Raw genomic sequence first — 23,893 nt, 5'->3', positions numbered from 1 at the left:
CGCACCGGCTGGCTCAGCGCCGCGTGACCACCACTTCGAGATAGTCGCTGGGCACCACCAGCGATTCGGCGCCAGCGCGGTTCATGCGGTTCAGCAGGTCGGTCAGATCCTTCTCCAGCGCAGCTGCGCCGTCGGCGGGCAGCGCGGCGAAGGCCTTGTGGACCGGCCCGTACCAGTCGCGGAACACTTCGATGAAATGCGCCGCCGAGCGGTAGCGGAAGTTGAACTGGCGCGGTGTCACCGCGATGGCGGACGCATCGTCGCCGAAGAGTGAACGCAGGTGCGATTCCACGCCCCACAGCGAAGGCGGCTGAACCCCCGCCGGCGGCGGCAGGTGGCGCCCCAGGGTCTTGAACATCTGACCGACAAAGCCCTCGGGCGTCCAGTTCGCCAGGCCGATCCGGCCGCCGGAGCGGCACACCCGCGCCATTTCGGCGGCGGCCTTGGCCTGATCCGGCGAAAACATCACGCCGAATGTCGACAGCACGATGTCGAAGCTCGCCTCCTCGAAGGGCAGGGCTTCCGCATCGGCTTCCAGGAATGTCACCAGCAGGTGTTCCGCCTTCGCGCGCTCGGCGCCGCGTTCGAGCAGGCTGCCGACGTAGTCCGTCGAGGTCACGCGGGCGCCCCGGCGTGCCGCTGCCAGTGTGGCATTGCCGTTCCCGGCGGCGACATCGAGCACGCGCTCATCCCAGCGGATGTCGCAGGCTTCCGCCAACTGCTCGCCGACGAGTTGCAGCGTGGTGCCGATCACGGCGTAGTCTCCGCTGGCCCAGGCCGCCATCTGGCGGGTCTTCACGGCGCTGAAATCAATGGGTGCGTTCATCTCTCAAGGCTCCTTGTGGAATGAGGTTGCACTGTCGCGCGCAAGACGGCTCGGTGTCCTGACTGTGCGTCGGCTTTGCCTGTCCCATCGTCCGCGGGTGCTGCGCGAGCGTCTGCCCAGCCAACCGGCATAGGTCGTATCGCACGTTGGCGCGGAGGCCCGACGAGCCCAGAATGGCAGGCATCCACCCGGTATGGAGAGCAACCCATGGCAGCAGCAGACATCGCGGCGGCATGGCAGCGCGTGGAATCGGTGCTGCAGCGGCGTCCCGAAACCGGCCTTCACGACGACGCGCCGGCCACGGCGCGCTGGAGTGACGGCCTGCGGGTCGTCTCCAGCCATGCGAACGGCACGCAGGTCGAGACCGACATGCCCGCGGAACTCGGCGGCAGCGGCGACCGCGTCTCGCCGGGCTGGATGCTGCGCGCGGGCTGGGCGTCCTGCACGGCCACGTGCATCGCGATGGCCGCCGCTGCCCAAGAGATCGAGCTCACGTCGCTCGAGGTTCGCGCCAGCAGCCGCTCGGACCTGCGCGGCCTGCTCGGCATGGCCGGCCCCGATGACGCGCCGGTGTACGCCGGACCCTGCGACATGCAGATGCACGTACGGATCTCGGCCCGCGGCGTTTCGGCCGACCGGCTGCGAGCGCTGGTCGAGGAAAGCTACCGCAGCTCGCCGATGGCCTGCGCCGTGCAGGATGCCCTGCCGGTGGCCCTGCACATCGACGTCGACGCCGACTGAGGGCCGTGCCATGGATGCCTTGTCGGAAACCCTGCGCGTCGTGCGCCTGGTGGGCGCCATCTTCATCAACGCCCGGTTCACCGCGCCATGGTGTTACCAGTCCCCGCGTGCCGATACGGTCGCGCCCGTGCTGGAACCCGGCGCCGAAAGGGTGGTGATCTTTCACCTGATCACCGAGGGAGAGTGCTACGTCGAGATGGCCAACGAGCCGCCTGTGCGCCTCGTGGCGGGCGATGCCATCGTCTTTCCGCAGGGCGACGCGCATCGCATGACTTCGCAGCCGGGCCTTCCGCCCGCGACGGGCGGACGGCTGGACCGGGTGCTCGCTCGCCGCCCGCGCCAGTTGGACTACGGTGGCGGCGGCCCCGCCACGCGGCTGGTGTGCGGCTACCTGGCTTGCGATGCCCGGCTGGCGGGGATGCTGCTGACTGGGCTTCCTTCACTCGTCAGGGTCAACGTGCGCGGATCTAATGCGGGTGCCTGGCTCGAAGCCTCGGTTCGCTACGCGTTGGCCGAAGCGCGCTCACCCCGGCCGGGCGGCGCTGGCGTGCTGTCCAAGCTGGCCGAAGTGCTCTTCATCGAAGTCCTGCGCCTCTACATGAACGAGCAGAGCGAAGGCCGAACCGGCTGGCTCGCAGGCGTGGGCGATCGCGTCGTCGGCGCCGCCTTGAAAGCGATGCACAAGGATCCCGCGCACGCCTGGACGCTGGACGAACTCGCGCGCACGGCGAGCAGCTCGCGGTCGGTGCTTGCCGAACGGTTCCAGCAGCTGGTTGGCAGCTCGCCGATGCAGTACCTGACGCAATGGCGCATGCTGCTGGCCGCCAATCTCCTGAGCCGCAGCAACGCGCCGCTGGCGAGCATCGCAGAAGACGTCGGCTACCAGACCGACACGGCTTTCAGCCGGGCCTTCCGCCGTGAGTACGGGGCGCCGCCGGCCGCGTGGCGCAGGAGCCAGTCGATGCGCGTGCAGGCCTGAGGCGGAGGCTAGCGCAGGAGGATCAAGCGCTTGCCCTCGGCGGCCGTCGTCTTCAATTTGCCGGTGGAAACCATCGCGCAGGTGTTTCCGGGCTCCACGGACGCGAACCGGTCGACGATCATGTGCTCCCGGGCCGGACCTTCCATCGGCTCCCGGACTTCGAGCCGGCCATCGAAGTTCACGAGCAGGGGTGCGGTCGGTGCGCTGTGCCAGTGCAGGTAGGCCCGTTCGAGTGCGAGGTAGTCGCCTGTCATCGCCACGGGCCACCGCTTGCCGCTGGCGCAATCGGTGAAGTGCGCGGAATCGGCGAAGTAGACGAACTCGCCGCGCCAGTGCACGGGTTGCGCGTGAAGGATCGCCGTCAGAGCCGCCAGGAACACGCCGGCCATCCATTTCGCGGTCGGGGTGGGTCTACGGCTGCGGTGCGCGGTGATGTGCATTCATCGATCCTTCCGTGCGACGATGTTCATCGCCTGAGCGCGTCATCATGGCAGATGGTCTTGGGTTCAGCCAACGAATCGCGCTGGAGCATCTCGGTCAGAATCCGGGCCATGAAGAAGACAGCATTGCTCGTGATCGATGTCCAACAGGGCCTGTGCGAAGGCGAGCATGACGCCTTCGAGTCACAGCAGGTCATCGGCCGGATCAATCGCGTGTCCGACAAGGCGCGTGCGGCAGGTGCGCTGGTGGTGTTCATCCAGCACGAGTCGAAGTCGGGCTACCTAGAGTTCGAAACGGACGCGTGGCAGCTTGCCCGTGGTCTCCATGTCGAGCCGACGGACCTGCGCATCCGCAAGACGACGCCGGACTCGTTTCATCGCACGGAGCTGGAGCGCTTGCTCAACCACCACGCGATCACGGATCTCGTCATTTGCGGGATGCACACGGAATTCTGTGTGGACACCACCACGCGCAGGGCGCTAGCGCTGGGCTTCCCGGTCGTCCTCGTCGAGGACGCGCACACCACCGAAGGCAACCGGCACCTGTCTCCCATCCAGGTGATCCGGCATCACAACGAGACGCTCACGAACATCAGCAGCTTCGGCCCGAGGGTGCGCGCAATCCCGACCGATGATCTGCGATTCGGGGCCTGGCAACACTCATCCGGAGGCGACCATGCAGGTACGTGACGCGGAAGCGGGCGACATCGATGGCATCGTCGCCATCTACAACGACGCGGTGCTCCACACCACCGCGATCTGGAACGAAAAGACCGTCGACGCGGCCAACCGCGCGGCCTGGCTGGCGGACCGGCAGCGGGCGGGCTACCCGGTGCTCGTGGCGATCGACGACCGTGGCGCCGTCGCCGGCTATGCGTCATTCGGAGACTGGCGCGCTTTCGATGGCTACCGCCACACGGTGGAGCATTCCGTGTATGTCCGCCAGGACGCCCGCGGGGCGGGCATCGGCAAGACGCTGATGGTCGCCCTGATCGATCGCGCGCGCCGCATCGGCAAGCATGTGCTGGTCGCGGGCATCGACGCGAAGAATGCCGGCTCCATCGAGATGCACAAGAAGCTCGGCTTCGAAGAGGTCGGTCTTCTGAAGGAGGTCGGCACCAAGTTCGGCGCCTGGCTCGATCTGGCTTTTCTTCAGCTCAAGATCGACTCGCGCGCCGATCCTGACGCGCTGCCCACCCCGTAGTCGAACGCCCGGGCCGTCGATCTAGCGCGAGTGCGCCTGGACCCATCGGACGATGTCCGCGGCGCCCATCGCGCCGGCCTGACGCGCCACTTCCCGACCGCCCTTGAAAAGCGCCAGTGTCGGGATGCTCCGGATATTGAAGCGCGCGCCGAGGGCCGGGACCGCCTCGGTGTCGACCTTCGCGAGCCGCACATGGGGCTCCAGTTGCGCCGCCGCCTGCTCGAAGCCCGGCGCCATCTGACGGCACGGTCCGCACCAGGGCGCCCAGAAATCGACCAGCACCGGAAGCTCGTTGCGTGTGACGTGACGATCGAAGGAGGCTTCGTCCAGCGCGGTCGAACGACCGGTGAACAGAGGCTGATGACAGTTGCCGCAATCCGGCGCGCTACTGAGCTGCGCCTTGCGCACGCGGTTGGTGGTATGGCAGTGCGGGCACACGATGTGCAGCGATTCGGTCTCGGTCATGGGTACTCCGTCGGTGTTGCTCGCCAAGGACGGAATCTACGGGCGCATGCGGAAAATTCAAGGTGATCGGGCGGTCATGCGGCCTTCGGCTCAGGCAGGACCGATGTCAACGCGAAGTCGACGAGATGAAGCCAGGTCGGCTCGAGCCCCATGATGCTGTGATGGTTGGAGCCCGGGATCGTCTGCACGGCGATGGGCGTGGGCCACGCTGCAATGAGCTTCTCCGATCGCTCCGGCAGCACGACGTCGTCCGACTCGGCCAACAGGACCTGGGTCTTCGCGGCGACTTCCCGGCTATGAGCGAGGGAATTGAATTGGTGCCGCAGCAGGAGGGAGAGCGGAACCAGCGGAAATCGCCTCTTCGCCACTTCCAGCATCGAGTCGTACGGCGTGACCAGTTGGAGGCTCGAGAACTCCTGGCGTGCGACGAGCTGGATGGCCACGCCAGTTCCCAGGCTACGACCGACGACGTGCAGGCGCGCGTTGGGCAAGGCCTGGCGCAGGTGATTGGCAAACTGGCTGGCGTCCTTGACGGAGGCGATCTCGGAAGGGTGACCTTGGGAGTCGGCGACACCCCTGTAGTTGATCGCGGCGAATCCGAAGCCTTCCGGAAGCCAGTGCAGCGCCTGGGCCGTGGCGCGGACGTCCTCGCCCCGGCCCGCGAAATAGATGAACAGGTCCCGTAGCGCCTCCTCGCCGTGCGGGTGATAGACATACCCGCGGACCATTCCGCCCGGCACGGTGTGGGAGTAGGTGGAAAAGTCGTCGGACAGGTGAACGACGGGGTGCCGCTTGCGGGCGTCGAAGAGGATGTGTCCCTGGCGTAGGGCAAGCAGAGCCCAGTAGGTTGCGATGCTGCCAAGCGCGGCTGCTGAGGCCGACAGTGCGATGCGGGCGGCTTTGGATGACAAGGCTCGGCTCCTGGGAACTGGAAAGAAACACGGTGAAGAGTTTCGCCGTTTCCTTCCCATCGCGCCTGCGCTCCCTCAGGCCGCGCTCATTCCGCCTGGATTCGCGCCGCCTTGACCACATCCCCCCAGCGCGCCAATTCGGCCTTGCTGTAGTCGCCGAGCTTCTTCGGGTCCATGTAGTCGGCCGAGGCGCCCTGTTCAGCCGCCTTTTGCTGGAACGCCGGCGTCGCCGTGATCTTGGCGATCTCGCTGCTCAGGCGATCGACCACGGCCTGCGGCGTCTTGGCCGGCGCGAACACGGCGAACCATGAGGTGGCGTCGAGCTTGGGCATGCCGGCCTCGGCGGCGGTCGGCACGTTGGACAGCGAAGTGAGACGCGTCTTGCCGGTGACCGCCAACGCACGGAGCTTGCCTGCCTGGATGTGCTGCATGAAGGGCGGCGGCGTGCCGAAGGTCATGTCGACCTGGCCGCCGAGCAGGTCTTGCAGCGCCGGACCCGTGCCCTTGTACGGCACGTGCGTGAGTTGGATGCCGGCCTGCTGTTCGAGCATGGCACCCGTCACATGCTGGAGCGAGCCATTGCCCGACGACGCATAGGTCAACTTGCCCGGGTTGGCCTTGGCGTAGGCGATCAGCTCGGCGAGGTTCTTCACGGGCACGCCCTCGCGCACCACGATGACTTGCGGCGCGCTCAGCACGTTGGCGACGGGACGAAAGTCTTCCGCTGACCATTGCGGCTTCTGCTGGCTCACGTGCGGCGTGATCACGTGGTAGCCCGAGTACTGCATCAGGAGCGTGTAGCCGCCCGGGTCGGCACGCTTCACCGCGATCGCGGCAATCGCACCGTTGCCGCCGCCCTTGTTGTCGACGATCACCGACTGGCCAAGCGCCTTGCCCAGCGGATCGGCAAGCATGCGCGCCGAGATGTCCGTCGTGCCGCCGGGCGCGGTGGGGACGATCATCGTGATCGGGCGGCTTGGATACGGCCCGTCCTGGGCGATGGCCAGCCCGGCGCCGACCATGCCGGACGCCGCGATCAAGACGGCCAGTGTGCGGCGTGTGAATGGGGTTGCGGATGGGGATTGGTGAAATGTCATGGTTGTCTCTCTCGGTTGTTGGAAATCTCAGATGGCGCGCGCCAGCGCACGTTCACGGATGGCGGCGAAGTCGGCAGGCACCGGATGCAGGTCGAGCCGGCGTCCTGCCTTGACGATCTGGCTCGGAATGTCGTGGCCGATCAGCGCCGGCAGGCGTCGTGAAGCTTCGACCAGCAACGCGAGATCGACGCCGGTGCGATAGCCCATCAATTCGAGCGCATGAACGATCTCCTCGCTGCAGACGTTGCCGGTCGCGCCGGGGGCGTAAGGGCAGCCGCCGATGCCGCCGAGCGATGCGTCGAAGCGGTCGGCACCGGCATCGATGGCCGCCAGGACGTTCGCCAGGCCCATGCCACGCGTGTTGTGGAAGTGCAGCGTGAGCTCCGTGCCCGGCCAGCGATCACGGAAGGCCGCCGTGAGCGCGGCGACCTGCCCCGGATAGGCCATCCCCGTCGTGTCGCAGAGTGTGACGCCGCGCGCGCTCAGGCCTTCGATGAAGCGTGCGCACCAGTCGAGCACGGTGGCCACGGGCACATCTCCCTCCATCGGGCAACCGAACGAGCACGAGAGCGAAACGTTGACCGGCACCTTGACCTGCCGAGCCAGCGCGTTGACTTCCGACAGCGCTGCGAAGGACTGCTGGCGCGTCATGCGCAGGTTGGCGAGGTTGTGGGTTTCGCTGGCCGACATCACGAGGTTCAGCTCATCGGCGTTCGCGTCGATGGCGCGCTCGGCGCCGCGCACGTTGGGCACCAGCGCGCTATAGACCACGTCGGGCCGGCGCTCGATTTCGCGCAGCACGATCTCGGCATCGCGCAAGGCCGGGATGGCCTTGGGCGACACGAAGGCAGTCACCTCGATCTTCGCCATGCCGGCACGCGACAGGGTATTGACCAGTGCGATCTTGTCCTCGGTCGGAACAAAGGCCTCTTCGACCTGCAGGCCGTCGCGCGTGCCGACCTCCTGCATGTGAATGCGCCGCCCGGCGCCGTTCCAGAGCGTGTCATTGCGATTCATGCGACCACCTTCCTGCCGCGCAGGGCGGCGATGTCTTGAGTTGAAAAGCCGATTTCATCGAGCACCGCGTCGGTGTCGTCGCCCAGGCGCGGCGCCGAAGAGCGCACCGTGCCCGGCGTGCCGAGCAGCTTGGGCACCACGCCAGGCACGTCGACCACGTAGCCGTCGCGCGTGGTCTGCTGGAGGATCATGTCGCGCGCCCGGTAGTGCGGGTCTTCGTCGATGTCCTTGGCGGTGTAGACCTTGCCGGCCGGCACCCGGGCCTCGCCGAGGACGGCGAGCACCGCGGCGACCGGGCGTGTCTGCGTCCACGCCTCGATCGCCTCGTCGAGTTCTGCGACGCGGGCCACCCGGCCGGCGTTGTTGGCGAGTTCGGTGTCGGCGCCCAGGTCGTCGCGGCCGATCACCTGCATCAGTCGCTTGAAGATGCTGTCGCCGTTGCCCGCGATGAGCACATAGCCGTCGCTGCACCGGTAGGCGTTGGAGGGCGCGATGCCCGGCAGCGCACTGCCGGCCGCCTCGCGCACAGCACCGAAAGCGCTGTACTCGGGCAGCAGGCTCTCCATGACGTTGAACACTGCCTCGTGCAGCGCCACGTCGATCACCTGACCCTGGCCGCCGTTGACCTTGCGGTGATACAGCGCGGTGAGGATGCCGATGGTGCCGTGCAGCGCGGCCAGCGTGTCGCCGATCGAGATGCCGCAGCGCACCGGCACGCGGGCCGGTTCGCCGGTCAAGTGGCGAAGGCCGCCCATCGCCTCGCCGATGGCGCCGAAGCCCGGCAGGTCGCGGTAGGGGCCGGTCTGGCCGTAGCCCGAGATGCGCAGCATCACCAGGCCGGGGTTCTGCTTGGAGAGCACGTCGTAGCCCATGCCCCAGCCTTCGAGCGTGCCCGGGCGGAAGTTCTCGATCAGCACATCGGCCTCGGCGATCAGCTTGCGGGCGATCTCCTGTCCTTCGGCGCTGCGCAGGTCCAGCGCGATCGAGCGCTTGTTGCGCGACTGCACCTGCCACCACACCGATGTGCCTTCCTTGATGAGGCGCCAGTTGCGCAGCGGATCGCCCGTGCCCGGCGCCTCGATCTTGATCACGTCGGCGCCGAATTCGCCGAGCGTCTTGCCGGCGAAGGGGCCTGCGATCAGTTGGCCCATCTCGATGACGCGCAAGCCCTTCAGGGCGGCGGGCGTCAGGGGGCTGGATGCGGTTTCATCGTTCATGCTTGTCTCCAAGGGGTGCATGAATTCTGGAATCGCAGCCTCGCCAGGGGAACGACAAAGGCACTGAGCCAGCTTTCGTGGATCGCGAAAGCTGGCACGGGTTTCCCCGAAGGCGTGTCCCGTGGCGCGGCTAGTGCCCGGCGGGATCGCAGAGGTGGTCGATCAGCAGGCGCACGTGCCGGGGCACTGCGCTCGCGTCTCGCAGGCCGATCAGGAGTCGGCGCGCCGCCCACGAATCCTGCAACGCGATCTGCTTCAGGTTCATCGAGCGCAGGTGAGGCCGGACTGCATCTCGCGGCAGCACTGCAACGCCCAGGCCGGCTGCCACCATCTGGCACATCGCGTCGAAGCTGCGGACCTGCAGGCGCATCTTCAGGCTGCGGCCGAGCGCCTTGGTCTCGGCCTGCAGGCGCTTGGCCAGCGAGGTGCTCTTGGGCAGGCTGACGAAGTCGTAGTCGATGGCCTCCTCGAAGCGCACGGTACGGCGGCGCGCCAGTGGATGGCCCTGCGGCACCACGAGGACCAGGCGGTCTTCGCGGTAGTTCATCTGGTGCAGGCCCAGCGCGGGCGTGCGGTCGGCGAAGATGCCGATATCGGCGCGGCCGTCGAGCACTGCCAGCACCACTTCGCCGCTGTCCTCTTCCTCGAGTTCGATGCGTATGCCAGCGTTCGCACGGACGAAAGACGAAATGTCCGCCGGCAGGAACTGCGTCACCGCCGACGTATTGGCCCACAGCCGCACGACGCCCACCAGGCCGGTCGCATGGTCCGACAGGTCCGCGGCCAGTTGATCGACGTCACTGAGGATGCGTTGCGCATGCACCTGCAGCGCTTGGCCGGCCACGGTCAGGGTGATCCCGCGCGAATGGCGTTCCAGCAATGTGGCGCCCACGGCCGCCTCGAGATCGGTGATGCGCTTGCTGGCGGCGCCGACGGCCAGGTGCGCCAGTTCGGCGCCCTTGCTGATGCTGCCGCTGCGCGCGACCTGGCTGAACAGCGACAGCGAAAACAGATCGAGCCGATGAAGGTTCACGGCAATTCGAGCAGGCGCTTCAACGCCGCGAGGTCGCGGCGCACATGCGCCACGTCAGCGTCGAAGCTCTCCTGGCTGACGCCCGCCAATCGAAGGACGACGAAGGTCAGCAGGCTTCCATCGCCGCAGGGCGTGACCCGGAGCGCGTTGTGGACGCGGACTCCGTCCGGGAGCGTGACGTCGTGATCGAGCACACCGAACGGATTGACAGGCGCCATCTCCACCTTGACCTGCCCCATCGGCGAGTCCGCGAACCATGCCCCGTCCCGCTGCTGGATGCCCGCGGCCAGACCGGACGCCCACAGCGGCAGGTTCTCCATTTGCCGGCTGAAGTCATAGACGACCTTCGCCGGTACGCCGACTGTCTCGCTGACGACCAATGCCTCTTGAATTGCTGCGGTCACGCCTTGCCTTTCGCGTCTTGAATGGGCCGCATGCTGCCACAGCCCAGGGGCGGGAGTGCCCCTTGGTGCAATAGCCCCGCTCGAAGGCTGCGCAGCGATCGGATTCCGTTGGTGCGGGACGCGCCTGGGGCAAGAGCACGAGCTTCAGCGAGGCGGAGAACGTCATCAGCCGCGGAGTGGGCTTTCGCTACCAGATCGCGCGGCGCCTCGGCATGTGGGTCGGGCTCGACTATGCGAAGGGCCGGAGGGCGGAACCTGATACATCCAGGTGGGCAACGCCTGGCGCTAGCTGAAATCGTCGATCTCGAACAACGGCCGAATCTCGATCTCGGAGTGTCGGCCATTTCATCTGTCTCAAACTGACCACTGGGGGACCTTCCGGTGCCCGCCCCTCTACCGGCAGACGAACTGTTCCGAACTGACCTCACCGGACGTCATCGAGCCTGTAGCAAACGCCCGAAGAGAAGCGCCGTCGCGGCGCACAAACAGTTCCCCGCCCAGCACGGCGTCAAGCCCACTGGGCGGGCCAGCAGACTTGACCATGCGAACCGCACGAAACGCCCCGAGTGTCTTGCTCTCAGCAAGAACTCGATACGCCCACTCATCGTTCGACGCATTGGAGGCGCGAACCGTGATGCCGTCGCCGCTGCGCACAATTTCAATCTGCCGGGAGCCGAACAGCTTGCCGACCTCGCTGTTGCAAACGAGCGTTTGCGCAGAAGCCGAAGCGACCAGAGTGACGGCCAGAGAGGCGATGATCGGTTTCTTCATGTCGTCATTCTCGCCCGCGCAGCCAGACAACGACCACTGGCAGAATCCGCGCCAGTCGGCCACCTGAGGGCCGACACATCGAGGGTCACATGACGGATGCAGTTTGGAACGCCGGACGGGCCTGATGGCCGGGGCGCTAAAAAATGCATACCTCACCACGCCGGTCGTGGTCGATATTGGAAGCAGCCAGAACTCATACAAGGTGATCAATTCCCTCCGTAGGGATCAAGGTGCCGGGCGCACTTCTGACCAAGGGTCGGCCTGAGTTCGATTCAGGGCCGACCGCGAGTTCGACGGATGTTTGGTGGAAGTGTGGAACGGTCCCCACCGCATCAGCCCTCTCTCCCTGTGTAGTCCAGTAGTTGCCGAATCTCGATCTCGGAGTCGCCGTGCATGGGATTGGGACATCGCCTGACCCATTCGACGGCCTCATCCATGGACTTGACTTGCCACAGCCAGAACCCGGCGATGAGTTCCTTGGTCTCCGCGAAGGGGCCGTCGATCACGGCCCGCTCGTTGCCCGAGAAGCGCACCCGTTTGCCTCGCGCGCTCGGGTGCAGGCCTTCGCCAGCCAGCAGCACGCCCGCCCTGACGAGTTCCTCGTTGAACTTGCCCATGGCCGCCAGCAGGTCCGTGCCGGGCATTTCGCCGGCTTCCGATTCCCTGGTCGCCTTGACCATCACCATCACACGCATGGCATTTCTCCTCAGGACACGCAAACCACTCGCCAAGCCGGCACCTTGCGCTGGAACCCCTTGAGTTCCAGTTCACCGGCCTCCTGGATCGACCACGCGGCATCCGGCGTTCCATCCTGCAGTGCACCATGAACGCGCTGGGAGATCAGGATCTCGCCACCCGCCGCCTCCCCGCAAAGCCGGGCAGCCAGGTTGGTGACCGTGCCGATGGCGCCGTAGTCGATGCGCGCGTCGAAGCCGATGCCGCCTAGCGTCGCGAAGCCTTGCGCAATGCCGATGCCCATGTGCAGGTCGTAGCCGCGGCGGCGCCATTGTCCGCTGAGGGCGGCCATCTCCCCCTGCATCTGGACGGCCATGCGCAAGGCACGCGCCGGTGCGTCGGCCACGGGTTGCGGATCGTTGAAGAAGATCATCATGCCGTCGCCAGAGAAGCGCTCCAGCGTGCCCTCGTGGGCCAGCACCAGCCGCCCCATCGCAGCGTGGTATTGCGCCAGCACGGCCATCACTTCTTCAGGCTCCGCGGTCTCGGTGAAGGCGGTGAAGCCGCGCAGGTCGAGAAAGACGACGGTGATCTCGCGCCGATGGCTTCGCAGCGGATCGTCGGCGCCACCCGCAAGAATGGCCTCGGCCAGTTGGGGGGAGAAGAAGCGCTTGAGCTGGCCGATGCGTTCGAGCTGCTGCACGCTCTCCTGCACGCGTCGCTCCAGCGTGGCGTTCCACGCCTGCAGTTCGGCGCGCTGGCGCTGCACTTCGTCGTACAGCGTCTTCACCCGCAGCAATGAACGCACGCGCGCCATCAACTCGGCCTGGTTGATGGGCTTGCTCAGGAAGTCGTCGGCGCCTGCGTTCAGCCCCTTCACGCGCTCCTGCTCGGGGTCGAGCGCGGTCACCAGCACCACCGGAAGCACGGCGCAGGCCGGGTCGGCGCGGATGGCGCGGCACACGTCGTAGCCGTTCATGCCCGGCATCATCACGTCGAGCAGCACCAGGTCGGGCGGGTCGGCGGCGATGCTCGCCAGGGCCTCTTCGCCGGACGCGGCGGTGCTCGTCCGATAGCCGCGCGCACTCAGCAGGTCCGACAGCAGCCGGAGGTTTTGCGCAACGTCGTCGACGACCAGGATGTGCGCGCTCATTTCGAACGTCCCTCGCTCAGCAGGCGATCCACGACTTCGAGAAAGGGCTTGAGCGACACGGGCTTGGTCAGGAAGGCGTCGAAGCCCGAGCTGACGATGTTGTGCTGGGCGTCCGGCATGACCGAAGCCGAGATCGCGATGACCGGCGTGGCGTCCAGCTCGGGCTGCTCGCGAATCTGGCGCAGGGCGGCGATGCCGTCGATGCCTGGCAGCAGGATGTCCATCAGGATCAGGTCCGGCTGATGCAGCACCGCGAGCCGAACGCCCTGTTCCCCGGTCTTGGCCTCCAGCGTGACGTGGCCCTTGTGCTGGAGGATGTCGCGGGCGAGCTTCATGTTCTTCTCGTTGTCCTCGACGATCAGGATGGTGCTCATTGGGTAACCTCCGTGCTTCGCACTGCGGTGCGAGCTTGCTTGGAGCGGTCCGGCGCTGCGCTCATGCAAGGGTCTCCAGAGTCAGCAGCGGCAGAAGAAAAGTGAAGGTCGCGCCTTCGCCGAGGCGGCTTTCGACGCCCAGCGTTCCGCCATGCAACTCGACGAAGCGCTTGGCCAGTGACAGGCCGAGTCCGGTGCCCTCGGCCTTGCGCAGGTAGTCGCCGCCCGCCTGCCGGAATTCGTCGAACACCAGTGCCTGGTCTTCGGGCGCGATGCCCACGCCGGTGTCGGCCACGCTCACCTCGGCCATCGGCTTGCCGGCCTTCTCGACGCGCCGCGCGCTCAGTCGCACGCGGCCGCCGGCCGGCGTGAACTTCACCGCGTTGGACAGCAGGTTCACCACCACCTGCTTGACCTTGCGGGCATCCGCCACCCACTCGTTCAACCCTTCGCCCACCTCCAGCGACATCGACAAGCCGTTGCGCTGCGCCCGCTCGCGCACGAGGGTGAGCGCGTTGTCCAGCAACAGGCCGAGGTCGAAGCAACTCGAGTCCAGCTCCATCCGGCCCGCCTCGATCTTCGACAGGTCCAGCACGTCATTGATGAGCGTCAGCAGATGCTGGCCGGAGGAGTGGATGTCTTGCAGGTATTCCATCTGCTTGTCGTTGACCTCGCCGAACATCCGCTCGGTCAGCACCTCGGAGAAACCGATGATGGCGTTCAGGGGCGTGCGCAACTCGTGCGACATGTTCGCCAGGAACTCCGACTTGTGGTGGTTGGCGACTTCGAGCTGCCGGCTCTTGTCCTCGATCTCCTGGAAGAGCCGCGCGTTCTGGATCGCGATCACGGCCTGGTCCGCAAAGGTCTCGACGAGGCGGACTTCGGCGTTCGAGAAGGGTTGCACCTCCTTGCGAAGCACGGCGATGATGCCGACCGACGCGCCCTCGCGGACCATGGGCACGGCCAGCACGGTCCGGAATCCGAGGCGCGTCTGCGCCTCGCGCGAATCCGGGTACTTCGAATCGATCAGCTTCGCGATGTCCTCGACGTGGACCGTCCGGCGCTCGACGAAGGCGCGGCCGATCACCGTCGCGCTGCTCAGTGGCAGCTCGTCGCGGCCCAGTTCGGCGCCGGTCTCGATCTGGTAGCCGGTCATGGCCCGCAGGTGATCGCCTTCCGGCAGCCAGACACGGCTGCCATGCGCGCGGCACAGCCGCACCGAGCGTTCGGCCACCGCCTGCAGCACCGGTTGCAGATCGGTCGGCGAGCGGCTCAGCACGCGAAGGATCTCCGCCGTCGCGGTCTGGAATTCGAGCGCAGCGGTCAGCTCGGCGGTGCGCAGTTCCACCTTGCGTTCGAGCCCGCCGTACAACTCGCGAAGCTGCGCCGACATGCGGTTGAACTGGTGGGCCAGGCCTTCCAACTCGTCGCCCGTTTTGACGACGATCTCCTGCTTCAGATCGCCTTCGCCGATGCGCCGCGCACCCCGGGCGAGCGTGCGGATCGGCTGCACCATGCTGCGTGCCAACACCGACGCCGCCAGTGCCGAGATCAACAGGCCGGCCAGCAGCAGCACCGCGGCGCGCAGAAAGGATGCGTTGAGCTTTGCGTACACCTCGGCAATCGGCTGTTCGACGAAGACTTTCCAGCCCAGCGACTTGATCGGTGCCATCGAGGTCAGCACGGTGGCGCCATGCAGGTCGCGCGACACCATTGCCTGGTCCTCGACGGTGCCATCGGCTGCCGCGGCCTGCACATGCGGGAGCGATGCCACGCTGGTCTTGCGCAGGACCAGTCCGATGTCCGGGTCCGCCACCAGCAGCCCGTTGCTGTCGACGACGTAGGCCTTGCCCTTCTGGCCGATCTGGATGCGCGACACCACCTCCCAGATGAACTTGAGGTTGAGCTCGGCGATGGTGACGGGGCCCTTCTCGCCGCCCGAGCGGATCGCCACCGTCATATAGGGTTCGGTGTCGCGGTTGAAGTAGACCGGGCCGAACCACGCAGCATCGGGAACGGCGTTGCGGAAGGCTTCTTCAGCCGACCGATTCTTGCCGGACCCCATGACGTCCATGCCCAGCCGGGATACCGCGATCTGCTCTCGGCCCGTGCGGTCGAGCTGGGCGATGTCGGTCACCTCCGGGGCCTGGCGCAGCAGACGCCAGAATTCCGTCCGCCGCGATTCCAGGTCGGAGGCGTCCAACTGGGCGAGGGATGCATAGGTCAATTGCTGGGAGACCTGCTGGACGTACTGCTCGATGCGCAAGGCCGCACTGACCGCCTTCTCATGCTGGAAGCTGGCGAGCGACGTCTTGTTCTCCTGGTAGGAGAAGTAGAGCCCGATCGCGCTGGAGGCCAGCAGCACGCTCGTCACCAGCGAGAGGATGAGCAGCAGGTACTTGCGAAACAGGCGTCCACGGTGAACCTCCCGCGTCGCCTGCGACAGCACCGCGAAGCGTCGCCCACCGGCCGGCGGCGCGAGATCGCCCGAGAGCGAAGCGGGAGACGAATCCGGGGGCGTCATGAACCCTCCATTGGACATCGCCATTCGCATGATGGGAAGACCGGCCGCTTAGGCCTATTGGCCGACCCGATACCGCGCATGCACACCAGCGCTGGGCCGGAAGCAGCGCAAAATCGATCCCTGCGGCTGCCGGCAACAAGGAGGACTTCGATGCGCAGCAAGATCGTGGGGCTTCTCCTGGGCGCCGTGCTGATGGCCGGCTGCCCGGCGCTTGCCCAGCAGCCGAAGAAGATTCCGCACCTGGGCTACCTGGCGGCCGTCTCGGCCTCCGCAGACGCGCCGCGCCTGGAAGCGTTCAAGAAGGGCCTCCGCGATCTCGGCTATGTCGAAGGGCAGACCATCCGCATCGACTACCGTCACGAAAGCCAGGATCTGCAACGGCTCCCCATGCTGGCCGAGGAACTGGTGCGCATGGACATCGACGTGCTCGTCACGGTGACCACCAATGCCGCGCAGGCGGCCAAGAAGACAACTTCGACGGTGCCCATCGTCTTCATGGGAGTCACCGATCCGGTCACCACCGGGCTGGCCGAAAGCCTGGCGCGGCCCGGCGGGAACAGCACGGGCGTCACCAACGTGGCGGCCATCCTCACCGGGAAGCGGCTGGAACTCCTCAAGGAAACGGACCCCAAGGCCGTCCGCGTGGCGGTGCTGTGGGATCCGCATGCGCCTGGCTCCATCCCGCAGTGGGAGGCCAGCCAGGTGCCGGCGGAGAAGCTGGGGCTCCAGCTCTATTCGATGGAAGCCAGCAGCGCAGACAGGTATGCACAGGCGTTCAAGGATGCCGTCAAGGCGCGCGCCACGGCCGTGTGGGTGACGCTGAATCCGGTCGCGAATTCCAACCAGAAGCTGATTGCGGAACTGGCCATCGAAAACGGATTGCCGACCATCTGCGCCCGGGGCGACTACGCGGAAAACGGGTGCCTGATGGCCTATGGGCCCGGCTACGGCAACGAGGGCAAGGACGGCGCCCGCTATGTCGACCGGATCCTGAAAGGCGCCAAGCCCGCCGACCTTCCGATCGAACAGCCGACGAAGTTCGAGTTGCTGATCAACCTCAACACGGCCAAGCGACTCGGCTTCACGATTCCGCGTTCGGTGATGAACCGGGCGGACAAGGTGATTCAGTGATCGGGCTTTGAGCGGCCGATAGAATCACCGGATGTCCCGCGTTCGCGTGTTCCTGCTGTGGCTGGTGATGCTCGCCGTACCCTTCCAGGGGTATGCGGCGGCGTCGATGGCGCTCTGCGGAACACCGGAGCCCGCCATGAAGACGGCGATGGCGTCGCATGACCATGCGGCGCACCATCACGATGCCGCACCGCATGCCGATGACGACAGCCGCGCGAACACCTCCCACGCGCATGCCGACACCTCGCACAAGTGTTCCACCTGCGTCTCGTGCCATGCCGTCGCCTTGACGAGCGACACGCAGGTCGCGCCGGCCCACGTCTTGCCGCAAGCCGATCTGGCCGAGCCGGCCAGCGCGAAGGCGACGTTCGCGTCTCGCGTTCCCGACAAACCACCTCGCGCCTAGTCGCGTCACACCACCGGCCGCCCTGGCTGCCGGCGTGCCTTGACGCGCCATGTATCGCTCGCGCGTCCGCCCCCTGGAGGGTTGCTGACGTCGCTCCGTTCATGAACATCGCGAGGATTCCATGTCTTCTTCATTGCCAGCCCGCTGGCTGGGCGCATTGCCTGCATTGGCGGCGTGCGCCGCCGTGGCGCAGACGCCTTCGACGCCTGCTTCGACAGGAGCAGGCGCCGCGCCGCCTGCCTTGACATACCGCTCGGCGCTGGATGGCTATCGGCCGTTCGCCAACGACAAACCCATCCCCTGGAGAGAGGCGAACGACACCGTCCACGGCAGGGGCGGTTGGCGCGCCTATGCCAAGGAGGCGCAGGGTTCAGGAGACGTGGCAGCGCCGTCGAACGATGCCCATCCACAGGAGGGGCATGGGCATGCCATGCCGGCGCACAAGGAGCATCCGTGATGCGCGCCGTGACGCTGAGCGCAATGGCCGCCGCAGCGCTCCTGCTCACCGGCTGCGCCTCGGTCGGCATCGATGAGGTGCTCGAGGAGACGAACGCCAGCACATCGCAGTTCACCGATGGCAAGCTGGAACTCAGCCGCACCGACGAACAGCGCGAGGCCCGTGCGGCGCTGACAGACGATCTGCTGACGCGTCCGCTTTCCGAAAGCGATGCGGTCCGGGTCGCGCTCGCCAACAGTCCAGCCGTCCAGGCGCTGCTTGCGCAAAGCTGGGCCGACATGGCTGCAGCCAATCAGAGCGGAAGGCTCCCGAATCCGCTCTTCAAGTTCGAGCGTCTCCGGCTCGGCGATGAACTTGAACTGGGACGCCTGCTGTCCTTCGGCCTGGTGGATCTGATCCTGTTGCCTCAGCGCATGGCGCTCTCGAAGAGCCGGTCGGCGCAGGTCAAGGTGCAGCTTGCCTCCACGGTCGTCGACCAGGTGACGCAGGTGCGCCAGGCCTGGGTGCGCGCGGTCGCGGAGCAGCAATCGCTTCAGTACGCCGTGCAGGTGAACGAGGCCGCGCAAGCCAGCGCCGAACTGGCCCGGCGCATGCAGCAGGTCGGGAACTTCAGCAAGCTCCAGCGCGCGCGGCAACAGGTCTTTCACGCGGACGCGACGACGCGGCTGGCGTCCGCGCAGCACGCGACGGCGGCTGCGCGCGAGGATCTCGTTCGCATGCTCGGCCTGGACGACGCGCAGGCCGCGAAGCTGACGCTGCCGGACCGCTTGCCCGACCTGCCCAAGGCGCCGCGCGAAGCCGACGAAGTGGCAGGTGCGGCGAACGATCAGCGGCTCGATGTCCGACTCGCGCGCGCGCAACTCGACGTGGCTGGCAAGACCCAGGGACTGAACCTCCTGCCCACCTTCATCGACATCGAAGCCGGCGCGCGGCATGACACGGTCTTCGCGAGCGGAGGCAGAGTCAATCGCAACGGCTACGAGCTCGACGTCCGACTGCCGCTCTTCGACTGGGGCACTGCGCAGCGCGATGCGATGAATGCGCAGGCGCTCGCCGCCGCCTACCGCTACGACGCGACCGTGCGCGGCGCCAACTCGCAGCTGCGCGAAGGCTACTCCGCGTACCGCACCGCCTACGACATCGCGCGGCACTACCGGGACGAGATCGTGCCGCTGCGCCAGACCATGGCCGAGGAAAACATGCTTCGCTACAACGGCATGCTGATCGGCGTCTTCGAACTGCTCGCAGAGACGCGCGAGCAGATCACGAGCGTGATGGCCGCCATCGACGCTCAGCAACAGTTCTGGCTTGCCGATGCCGCGCTGGCCGCGTCGGTCATCGGAAAGCCCACTTCCCCTTGAAACCATGACGCACAGACGCAATTTCCTGAGCGCTGCCGGCGCCATCACCGGCGCGATCGCAGCCGCTTCGGTGTCCAGGGTGGCGATGGCCGCCTTGCCTGAGCCGGTGCTGCAGACCCGGCCCGATACCATGCCGCCGCTTTCGCCATCCAGCGGACGGCCCTACAACCCCGTCGTCACGCTCAACGGCTGGACGCTGCCCTGGCGAATGAACAGTGGCGTCAAGGAGTTCCATCTCGTCGCCGAGCCGGTGGTGCGCGAGATGGCGCCGGGGTTCAAGGCGCACTTGTGGGGCTACAACGGCCAGTCGCCCGGGCCGACCATCGAAGTGGTCGAAGGTGACCGCGTGCGCATCTTCGTCAGCAACAAGCTGCCCGAGCGCACCAGCATCCACTGGCACGGCCAACGCTTGCCCAACGGCATGGATGGTGTCTCGGGCTTCACGCAGCCGGCCATCGCGCCGGGGAAGACCTTCGTCTATGAATTCACGGCGCGCCGGCCGGGCACCTTCATGTACCACCCGCACGCGGATGAGATGGCGCAGATGGCCATGGGGATGATGGGTTTCTGGGTCACGCACCCGAAGGCGGCGCATCCGCTGATCGACGAGGTCGATCGCGATTTCGTCTTTCTGCTCAACGCCTACGACATCGAGCCCGGCAGCGCGACGCCGAAGATCATGACCATGCTGGACTTCAACCTGTGGTCCTGGAACAGCCGCATCTTCCCGGGCATCGAGTCGCTGAACGTGCGGCACAACGACAAGGTCCGCATCCGCTTCGGCAATCTCACGATGACGAACCATCCGATGCATCTGCACGGCCACGAGTTCGTTGTGACAGGCACCGACGGCGGCCCGAAGCCGAAGGGCGCGCGTTGGCCCGAGGTGACGACCGACGTCGGTGTCGGCCAGATGCGGCAGATCGAGTTCGTCGCGGACGAGGAGGGCGACTGGGCCTTCCATTGCCACAAGAGCCACCACACGATGAACGCGATGGGCCACGACGTGCCCACCATGATCGGCGTGGACCACAGCGATGTGGTCGGCAAGATCACCAAGCTCATCCCCGACTACATGGTGATGGGTGAACGCGGCATGGGCGACATGAGCGAGATGGCAATGCCCTTGCCCGACAACACGGCGCCGATGATGAGCGGCGAAGGCCCGTTCGGCTCGGTCGAGATGGGCGGCATGTTCAGCGTCGTCAAGGTCCGAAAGGGACAGAAGGCAGGCGACTATTCGAACCCCGGCTGGTTCAGGCAGCCGCCGGGCACGGTCGCTCGTGAGTTGACCGAACCGGTTGCCAAGGCGCCGCGTGCGCGCGGTGCGGGGCCATCGGTCATGCCGTCGCAGAACATGCCGGCCGCCAACGTCGAAGTGCAGGTCCGCAAGCCGCGCGGGCATGCAGGTCATTGACTCACCATACAAAGGAATCTCAGATGCTCGGTTTCAGAAATTCACTGCTGGCGGGCGTTGTCGTACTCGCCGGCCTGGCGCATGCGCAATCCGCCACCGACGAACTCAGCAACGGCGAGGTGCGCAAGGTCGACAAGGAGAACGCCAGGATCACGTTGAAGCACGGGCCCTTGAACAACCTCGAGATGCCCGGCATGACGATGGTGTTCAAGGTCAGCGACAACGCGCTGCTCGACACGGTGCAGACGGGCGACAAGGTCCGTTTCAGGGCCGAGATGGTGGACGGGAAGATCGTGGTGACCAAGCTGGAGGCAGCGCGGTGAGCGTGGGTTGTACGCCAATGAATTGAGCGTTCACGGCGGCAGGGTGGCCGATTTCTTTGGAGTCGGTACAGTGCGTGATCCACCCCCGCAATCGAAGGCCGTTTGCATGCGTCGTGTCGCGTCATTGATCACCATCGTCATCCTGATCGCTGCCTGTACCACGATCGCGACCCGCCGCTTCGACGACTTGTTCGGGCCAGCGGATCCCCAGCGCTTCGACCATCCCCTTGCGCCGCCGCCGGGGCAGTCGTATGCGCAGACCATCCAGCCCATCCTCGACCGTCGCTGCGTCGTATGCCACGCCTGTTACGACGGGCCTTGCCAACTCAAGACCACCAGTTGGGAAGGGCTGGCGCGAGGCGCGAACAAGACGCCCGTGTACGACGCGAGCCGGCTGCTGGCGGCGACGCCGTCGCGTCTGTTCGTCGACGCCGACAAGCCATCGGAGTGGCGCGAGCGCGACTTCTTTCCGGTGCTCAACGAGCATGCGCCCACGCCGGAGGCCAACCGGACCGCTGGCCTGATGCACCGCTTGCTCGTGCTTAAGCAGCAGCATCCGCATCCGACGGAAGGCGTCGTCGAGGGCGAACTGGATTTCTCCATCGACCGATCGGCGATGTGCCCTGCCGGCGCGGAGATCGACCGCTACGAACGCGCAACGCCCCAGGGCGGCATGCCCTTCGGCCTGCCGGGACTGAGTGCTGCGGAGCATGGCGTCCTCGCGCGATGGCTGGAGCAGGGTGCGCCTTACGAAGGCCCGGCCGCGCCGACGCCGCTGGCAACGCAGCGCATGGCCCAGTGGGAGCGCTTCTTCAATGGCGATTCCCTGAAGGAAAGGCTCTTCAGCCGCTACGCCTACGAGCACCTGTTCCTCGCGCACCTGTACTTCGACGACGATCCGCAGCGCCAGTACTTCAAGCTGGTGCGCTCGGCCACGCCGCCCGGCCAGCCGCTGCAGTTGATCGCGAGCCGCCGTCCGGTCGACGATCCCGGCGTGGAGCGCGTGTACTACCGGCTCGTGCCCGAGCGCGAGTCCATCGTCGCCAAGACACACATGCCCTATGCCCTGGGCGCACAACGGATGGCGCGCTGGCGGGCACTGTTCATCGATGCGCCCTATGCGGTGGAGCGTCTGCCCGGCTACAGCGCGGACACGGCCGCCAATCCTTTTTCGACCTTTGAAGCCTTGCCGGTCAGCGCGCGCTATCGCTTCATGCTCGACGAGGCCGAGTTCACGATCATGGGTTTCATCAAGGGGCCGGTGTGTCGCGGCCAGATGGCGCTCGATGTCATCGAGGACCACTTCTGGGTCGTGTTTCTCGCCCCGACCAACGATTTCGACGCGGCGCAATCGAAGCTGCTGGCGCGTGATGCCAACCTGCTGCGCCTGCCGACGGGCAGCAGTGACACCGAAGTCCTGATCCCCTGGCTCTACTACGCAAGGCTCGAGAACGAGTACCTGAAGGCCAAGTCGGATTTTCTCGCGCAGTCGCTGCAGAGTCGCGGCAGCCTGGACTTGCGCCTGATCTGGGATGGCGATGGGAGCAACCGCAATGCCGCCCTGACGGTCTTCCGGCACTTCGACAGCGCCAGCGTCGTGAAGGGCATGGTGGGCGAGTCGCCCAAGTCGGCGTGGGTCATCGGCTATCCGCTGCTGGAGCGCATTCACTACCTGCTGGTCGCGAACTACGACGTCTACGGCAACGTCGGACACCAGCTCAACTCGCGGCTCTACATGGACTTCCTGCGCATGGAGGGCGAGTTCAATTTCATTACGCTGCTTCCCAAGGCGCAGCGCGTGGCGACGCGGGACCAGTGGTATCGCGGCGATAGTCTTGCCACGCGCGAGCAGGTCTATGGCGGTCCGGCGACGACGCTGCCCGTGGAAAGCGGCATACGCTTCACGACGGCCGACCCGAAGCGGGAGCTGCTGGGCATGATGAAAACGAAGCTCGCGCCGGTGCTGGACACACGGTTCGACATCGATCGTCACGTGGCGCCGCCACTGAGAGCGCCACTGCATGACCTGGAAAGCGTGCGAGGCTCGGCCTTGCAATGGCTGCCTGAAAGCGCACTGCTGGTGGTCGACGCACCCAACGGCGACAAGCTCACCTTCAGCCTGCTGCGCAATACGGCGCACGCCAGTGTGTCGCACCTGCTTGGCGAACGTCGCGAACTGAGGCCTGATGAAGATTCGCTGACGGTTGTCCCTGGCGTGATCGGCAGCTATCCCAATGCCTTCTACCGAGCGACGGCAGCCGAGCTGCCCACGATGACCGCAGCCATCCGCCAGCTTTGCTCCGAAGCCGACTACGCGGCCTTCTCGAGGCGCTGGGCCGTGCGGCGCACCAATCCCGATTTCTGGGCCTTCAGCGACGCTCTGATCGACCGCTACCAAAAGGATCAATCCCTCGAAGCCGGCATCCTCGACTACAACCGCTTCGAAAACAAATAGAGGATCAGGCCCTGCGTGAGTTGCCGCGGAACCGGCTCCGCCGGGCCGCAGGCAGCGCCCCCTGCAAGGGGGTGGGCGGCTACGCGAAGCGAGCAAGCCTGGGGCTGAGCTTATTCCGCGAGTTCGTCCAGGATGGGGCAATCGGGGCGGTGGTCGCCGTGGCAGCACTGCGCCAGCCGCTCCAGTGTGCGCTTCATCGCGGTCATCTCTTCAATGCGTCGATGCAGGTCGTCGGCATGTGCGAGGGCGATGCGCTTCACGTCTGCGCTCGCTCGCCGCTTGTTCTGCCAGAGCTTCAGCAGTTCCGCGATCTCCGCCATGCTGAAGCCCAGGTCGCGCGCACGGCGGATGAAGCGCAGCGTGTGCACGTTGCTGTCGGTGTATTGGCGGTAGCCCGCATCGGTGCGGGCCACGTCCGGCAACAGGCCGAGGGATTCGTAGTGCCGCACCATCTTGGCGGAGACGCCCGACCGCGCCGCGGCCTCCCCGATGTTGAAAGGTTCCATGCCTGC

Annotated in this window: 26 protein-coding genes; 11 read left to right on the top strand and 15 right to left on the bottom strand. The window is 66.3% G+C overall.

The window, feature by feature from the left end:
- Window positions 1–13 precede the first annotated feature (13 nt).
- Window positions 14–826, bottom strand: coding sequence for a class I SAM-dependent methyltransferase (locus tag QTI04_RS25290; RefSeq protein ID WP_286617960.1), 813 nt, complete (start codon window positions 824–826; stop codon window positions 14–16).
- 207 nt (window positions 827–1,033) lie between these two features.
- Between QTI04_RS25290 and QTI04_RS25285 the strand changes: the two genes are divergently transcribed.
- Together QTI04_RS25285 and QTI04_RS25280 are read left to right on the top strand one after the other, a co-directional pair.
- A complete protein-coding gene (locus QTI04_RS25285; RefSeq protein WP_286604195.1) occupies window positions 1,034–1,567 on the top strand; it encodes an OsmC family protein in 534 nt (177 codons plus the stop codon).
- A gap of 10 nt (window positions 1,568–1,577) precedes the next feature.
- On the top strand, window positions 1,578–2,546 hold the full coding sequence (locus QTI04_RS25280) for an AraC family transcriptional regulator (protein WP_286604196.1): 969 nt from the start codon (window positions 1,578–1,580) through the stop codon (window positions 2,544–2,546).
- A gap of 8 nt (window positions 2,547–2,554) precedes the next feature.
- Here the strand turns inward: QTI04_RS25280 and QTI04_RS25275 are convergent, their stop codons facing one another.
- Entirely contained in the window at window positions 2,555–2,986 is a 432-nt protein-coding gene (locus QTI04_RS25275; protein ID WP_286604197.1) for a hypothetical protein, read from the bottom strand.
- Window positions 2,987–3,097: 111 nt separating this feature from the next.
- Here QTI04_RS25275 and QTI04_RS25270 point away from each other — a divergent pair, with 111 nt between their 5' ends.
- Together QTI04_RS25270 and QTI04_RS25265 are read left to right on the top strand one after the other, a co-directional pair.
- Window positions 3,098–3,676 carry a cysteine hydrolase family protein gene (locus tag QTI04_RS25270; protein ID WP_286617959.1) on the top strand — a complete coding sequence of 193 codons (579 nt, stop codon included), beginning with the start codon at window positions 3,098–3,100 and terminating at the stop codon, window positions 3,674–3,676.
- Window positions 3,663–4,190 (top strand): GNAT family N-acetyltransferase, encoded by a 528-nt coding sequence (locus tag QTI04_RS25265; protein WP_286617958.1) that lies wholly within the window; start codon window positions 3,663–3,665, stop codon window positions 4,188–4,190. The genes QTI04_RS25270 and QTI04_RS25265 overlap by 14 nt, the downstream gene beginning before the upstream one ends.
- Before the next feature lie 21 nt (window positions 4,191–4,211).
- On the opposite strand, the gene trxC is transcribed toward QTI04_RS25265, so the two are convergent.
- From trxC to QTI04_RS25205, 12 genes are all read right to left on the bottom strand, one after another.
- Entirely contained in the window at window positions 4,212–4,655 is a 444-nt protein-coding gene (gene trxC, locus QTI04_RS25260; RefSeq protein ID WP_286604199.1) for a thioredoxin TrxC, read from the bottom strand.
- Between the two features lie 74 nt (window positions 4,656–4,729).
- Complete coding sequence (locus tag QTI04_RS25255; RefSeq protein WP_286617957.1) at window positions 4,730–5,566, bottom strand: alpha/beta hydrolase; 837 nt, start codon at window positions 5,564–5,566, stop codon at window positions 4,730–4,732.
- 86 nt (window positions 5,567–5,652) lie between these two features.
- Window positions 5,653–6,588: a tripartite tricarboxylate transporter substrate binding protein gene (locus QTI04_RS25250; protein WP_286604325.1), complete on the bottom strand. Its 936-nt coding sequence runs from the start codon at window positions 6,586–6,588 to the stop codon at window positions 5,653–5,655.
- Between the two features lie 102 nt (window positions 6,589–6,690).
- Window positions 6,691–7,680 (bottom strand): hydroxymethylglutaryl-CoA lyase, encoded by a 990-nt coding sequence (locus QTI04_RS25245; RefSeq protein WP_286617956.1) that lies wholly within the window; start codon window positions 7,678–7,680, stop codon window positions 6,691–6,693.
- Window positions 7,677–8,897 carry a CaiB/BaiF CoA-transferase family protein gene (locus QTI04_RS25240; RefSeq protein WP_286617955.1) on the bottom strand — a complete coding sequence of 407 codons (1,221 nt, stop codon included), beginning with the start codon at window positions 8,895–8,897 and terminating at the stop codon, window positions 7,677–7,679. Before QTI04_RS25240 ends, QTI04_RS25245 begins: the two co-directional genes overlap by 4 nt.
- Window positions 8,898–9,027: 130 nt before the next feature.
- The gene (locus tag QTI04_RS25235) at window positions 9,028–9,930 is read right to left on the bottom strand and encodes a LysR family transcriptional regulator (protein WP_286604203.1); all 903 of its coding nucleotides are present in this window, start codon (window positions 9,928–9,930) and stop codon (window positions 9,028–9,030) included.
- A complete protein-coding gene (locus tag QTI04_RS25230; RefSeq protein ID WP_286617954.1) occupies window positions 9,927–10,334 on the bottom strand; it encodes an SRPBCC family protein in 408 nt (135 codons plus the stop codon). Before QTI04_RS25230 ends, QTI04_RS25235 begins: the two co-directional genes overlap by 4 nt.
- Window positions 10,335–10,727: 393 nt before the next feature.
- Window positions 10,728–11,105, bottom strand: a complete 378-nt coding sequence (locus QTI04_RS25225; RefSeq protein ID WP_286617953.1) for a hypothetical protein — start codon at window positions 11,103–11,105, stop codon at window positions 10,728–10,730.
- A 332-nt stretch (window positions 11,106–11,437) separates the two neighbouring features.
- Window positions 11,438–11,800, bottom strand: a complete 363-nt coding sequence (locus QTI04_RS25220) for a YciI family protein (RefSeq protein ID WP_286604206.1) — start codon at window positions 11,798–11,800, stop codon at window positions 11,438–11,440.
- Window positions 11,801–11,811: 11 nt separating this feature from the next.
- Window positions 11,812–12,933: an adenylate/guanylate cyclase domain-containing response regulator gene (locus QTI04_RS25215; protein WP_286617952.1), complete on the bottom strand. Its 1,122-nt coding sequence runs from the start codon at window positions 12,931–12,933 to the stop codon at window positions 11,812–11,814.
- Window positions 12,930–13,307, bottom strand: coding sequence for a response regulator (locus QTI04_RS25210; RefSeq protein ID WP_286617951.1), 378 nt, complete (start codon window positions 13,305–13,307; stop codon window positions 12,930–12,932). The genes QTI04_RS25215 and QTI04_RS25210 overlap by 4 nt, the downstream gene beginning before the upstream one ends.
- Before the next feature lie 61 nt (window positions 13,308–13,368).
- Complete coding sequence (locus tag QTI04_RS25205; RefSeq protein ID WP_286617950.1) at window positions 13,369–15,831, bottom strand: ATP-binding protein; 2,463 nt, start codon at window positions 15,829–15,831, stop codon at window positions 13,369–13,371.
- A 150-nt stretch (window positions 15,832–15,981) separates the two neighbouring features.
- Here QTI04_RS25205 and QTI04_RS25200 point away from each other — a divergent pair, with 150 nt between their 5' ends.
- From QTI04_RS25200 to QTI04_RS25170, 7 genes are all read left to right on the top strand, one after another.
- On the top strand, window positions 15,982–16,962 hold the full coding sequence (locus QTI04_RS25200) for an ABC transporter substrate-binding protein (RefSeq protein ID WP_286617949.1): 981 nt from the start codon (window positions 15,982–15,984) through the stop codon (window positions 16,960–16,962).
- Window positions 16,963–16,993: 31 nt separating this feature from the next.
- Window positions 16,994–17,368: a hypothetical protein gene (locus QTI04_RS25195; RefSeq protein ID WP_286617948.1), complete on the top strand. Its 375-nt coding sequence runs from the start codon at window positions 16,994–16,996 to the stop codon at window positions 17,366–17,368.
- Window positions 17,369–17,489: 121 nt separating this feature from the next.
- Window positions 17,490–17,825, top strand: a complete 336-nt coding sequence (locus tag QTI04_RS25190) for a hypothetical protein (protein WP_286617947.1) — start codon at window positions 17,490–17,492, stop codon at window positions 17,823–17,825.
- Window positions 17,822–19,186: a TolC family protein gene (locus QTI04_RS25185; RefSeq protein WP_286617946.1), complete on the top strand. Its 1,365-nt coding sequence runs from the start codon at window positions 17,822–17,824 to the stop codon at window positions 19,184–19,186. Before QTI04_RS25190 ends, QTI04_RS25185 begins: the two co-directional genes overlap by 4 nt.
- 4 nt (window positions 19,187–19,190) lie before the next feature.
- The gene (locus tag QTI04_RS25180; RefSeq protein WP_286617945.1) at window positions 19,191–20,603 is read left to right on the top strand and encodes a multicopper oxidase family protein; all 1,413 of its coding nucleotides are present in this window, start codon (window positions 19,191–19,193) and stop codon (window positions 20,601–20,603) included.
- A 23-nt stretch (window positions 20,604–20,626) separates the two neighbouring features.
- Window positions 20,627–20,926 carry a copper-binding protein gene (locus QTI04_RS25175; RefSeq protein WP_286617944.1) on the top strand — a complete coding sequence of 100 codons (300 nt, stop codon included), beginning with the start codon at window positions 20,627–20,629 and terminating at the stop codon, window positions 20,924–20,926.
- Window positions 20,927–21,032: 106 nt separating this feature from the next.
- On the top strand, window positions 21,033–23,381 hold the full coding sequence (locus QTI04_RS25170; RefSeq protein ID WP_286617943.1) for a fatty acid cis/trans isomerase: 2,349 nt from the start codon (window positions 21,033–21,035) through the stop codon (window positions 23,379–23,381).
- Window positions 23,382–23,491: 110 nt separating this feature from the next.
- Here the strand turns inward: QTI04_RS25170 and cueR are convergent, their stop codons facing one another.
- Window positions 23,492–23,887: a Cu(I)-responsive transcriptional regulator gene (cueR, locus tag QTI04_RS25165; protein ID WP_286604219.1), complete on the bottom strand. Its 396-nt coding sequence runs from the start codon at window positions 23,885–23,887 to the stop codon at window positions 23,492–23,494.
- Between the last annotated feature and the right edge of the window lie 6 nt (window positions 23,888–23,893).

It is taken from the genome of Variovorax sp. J22R115 (assembly GCF_030317005.1).
In the GTDB taxonomy this organism is placed as follows: Bacteria; Pseudomonadota; Gammaproteobacteria; order Burkholderiales; family Burkholderiaceae_C; genus Variovorax.
Note: the sequence above shows the minus strand (reverse complement) of the source record. Positions and strands in the feature narration are given on the sequence as shown.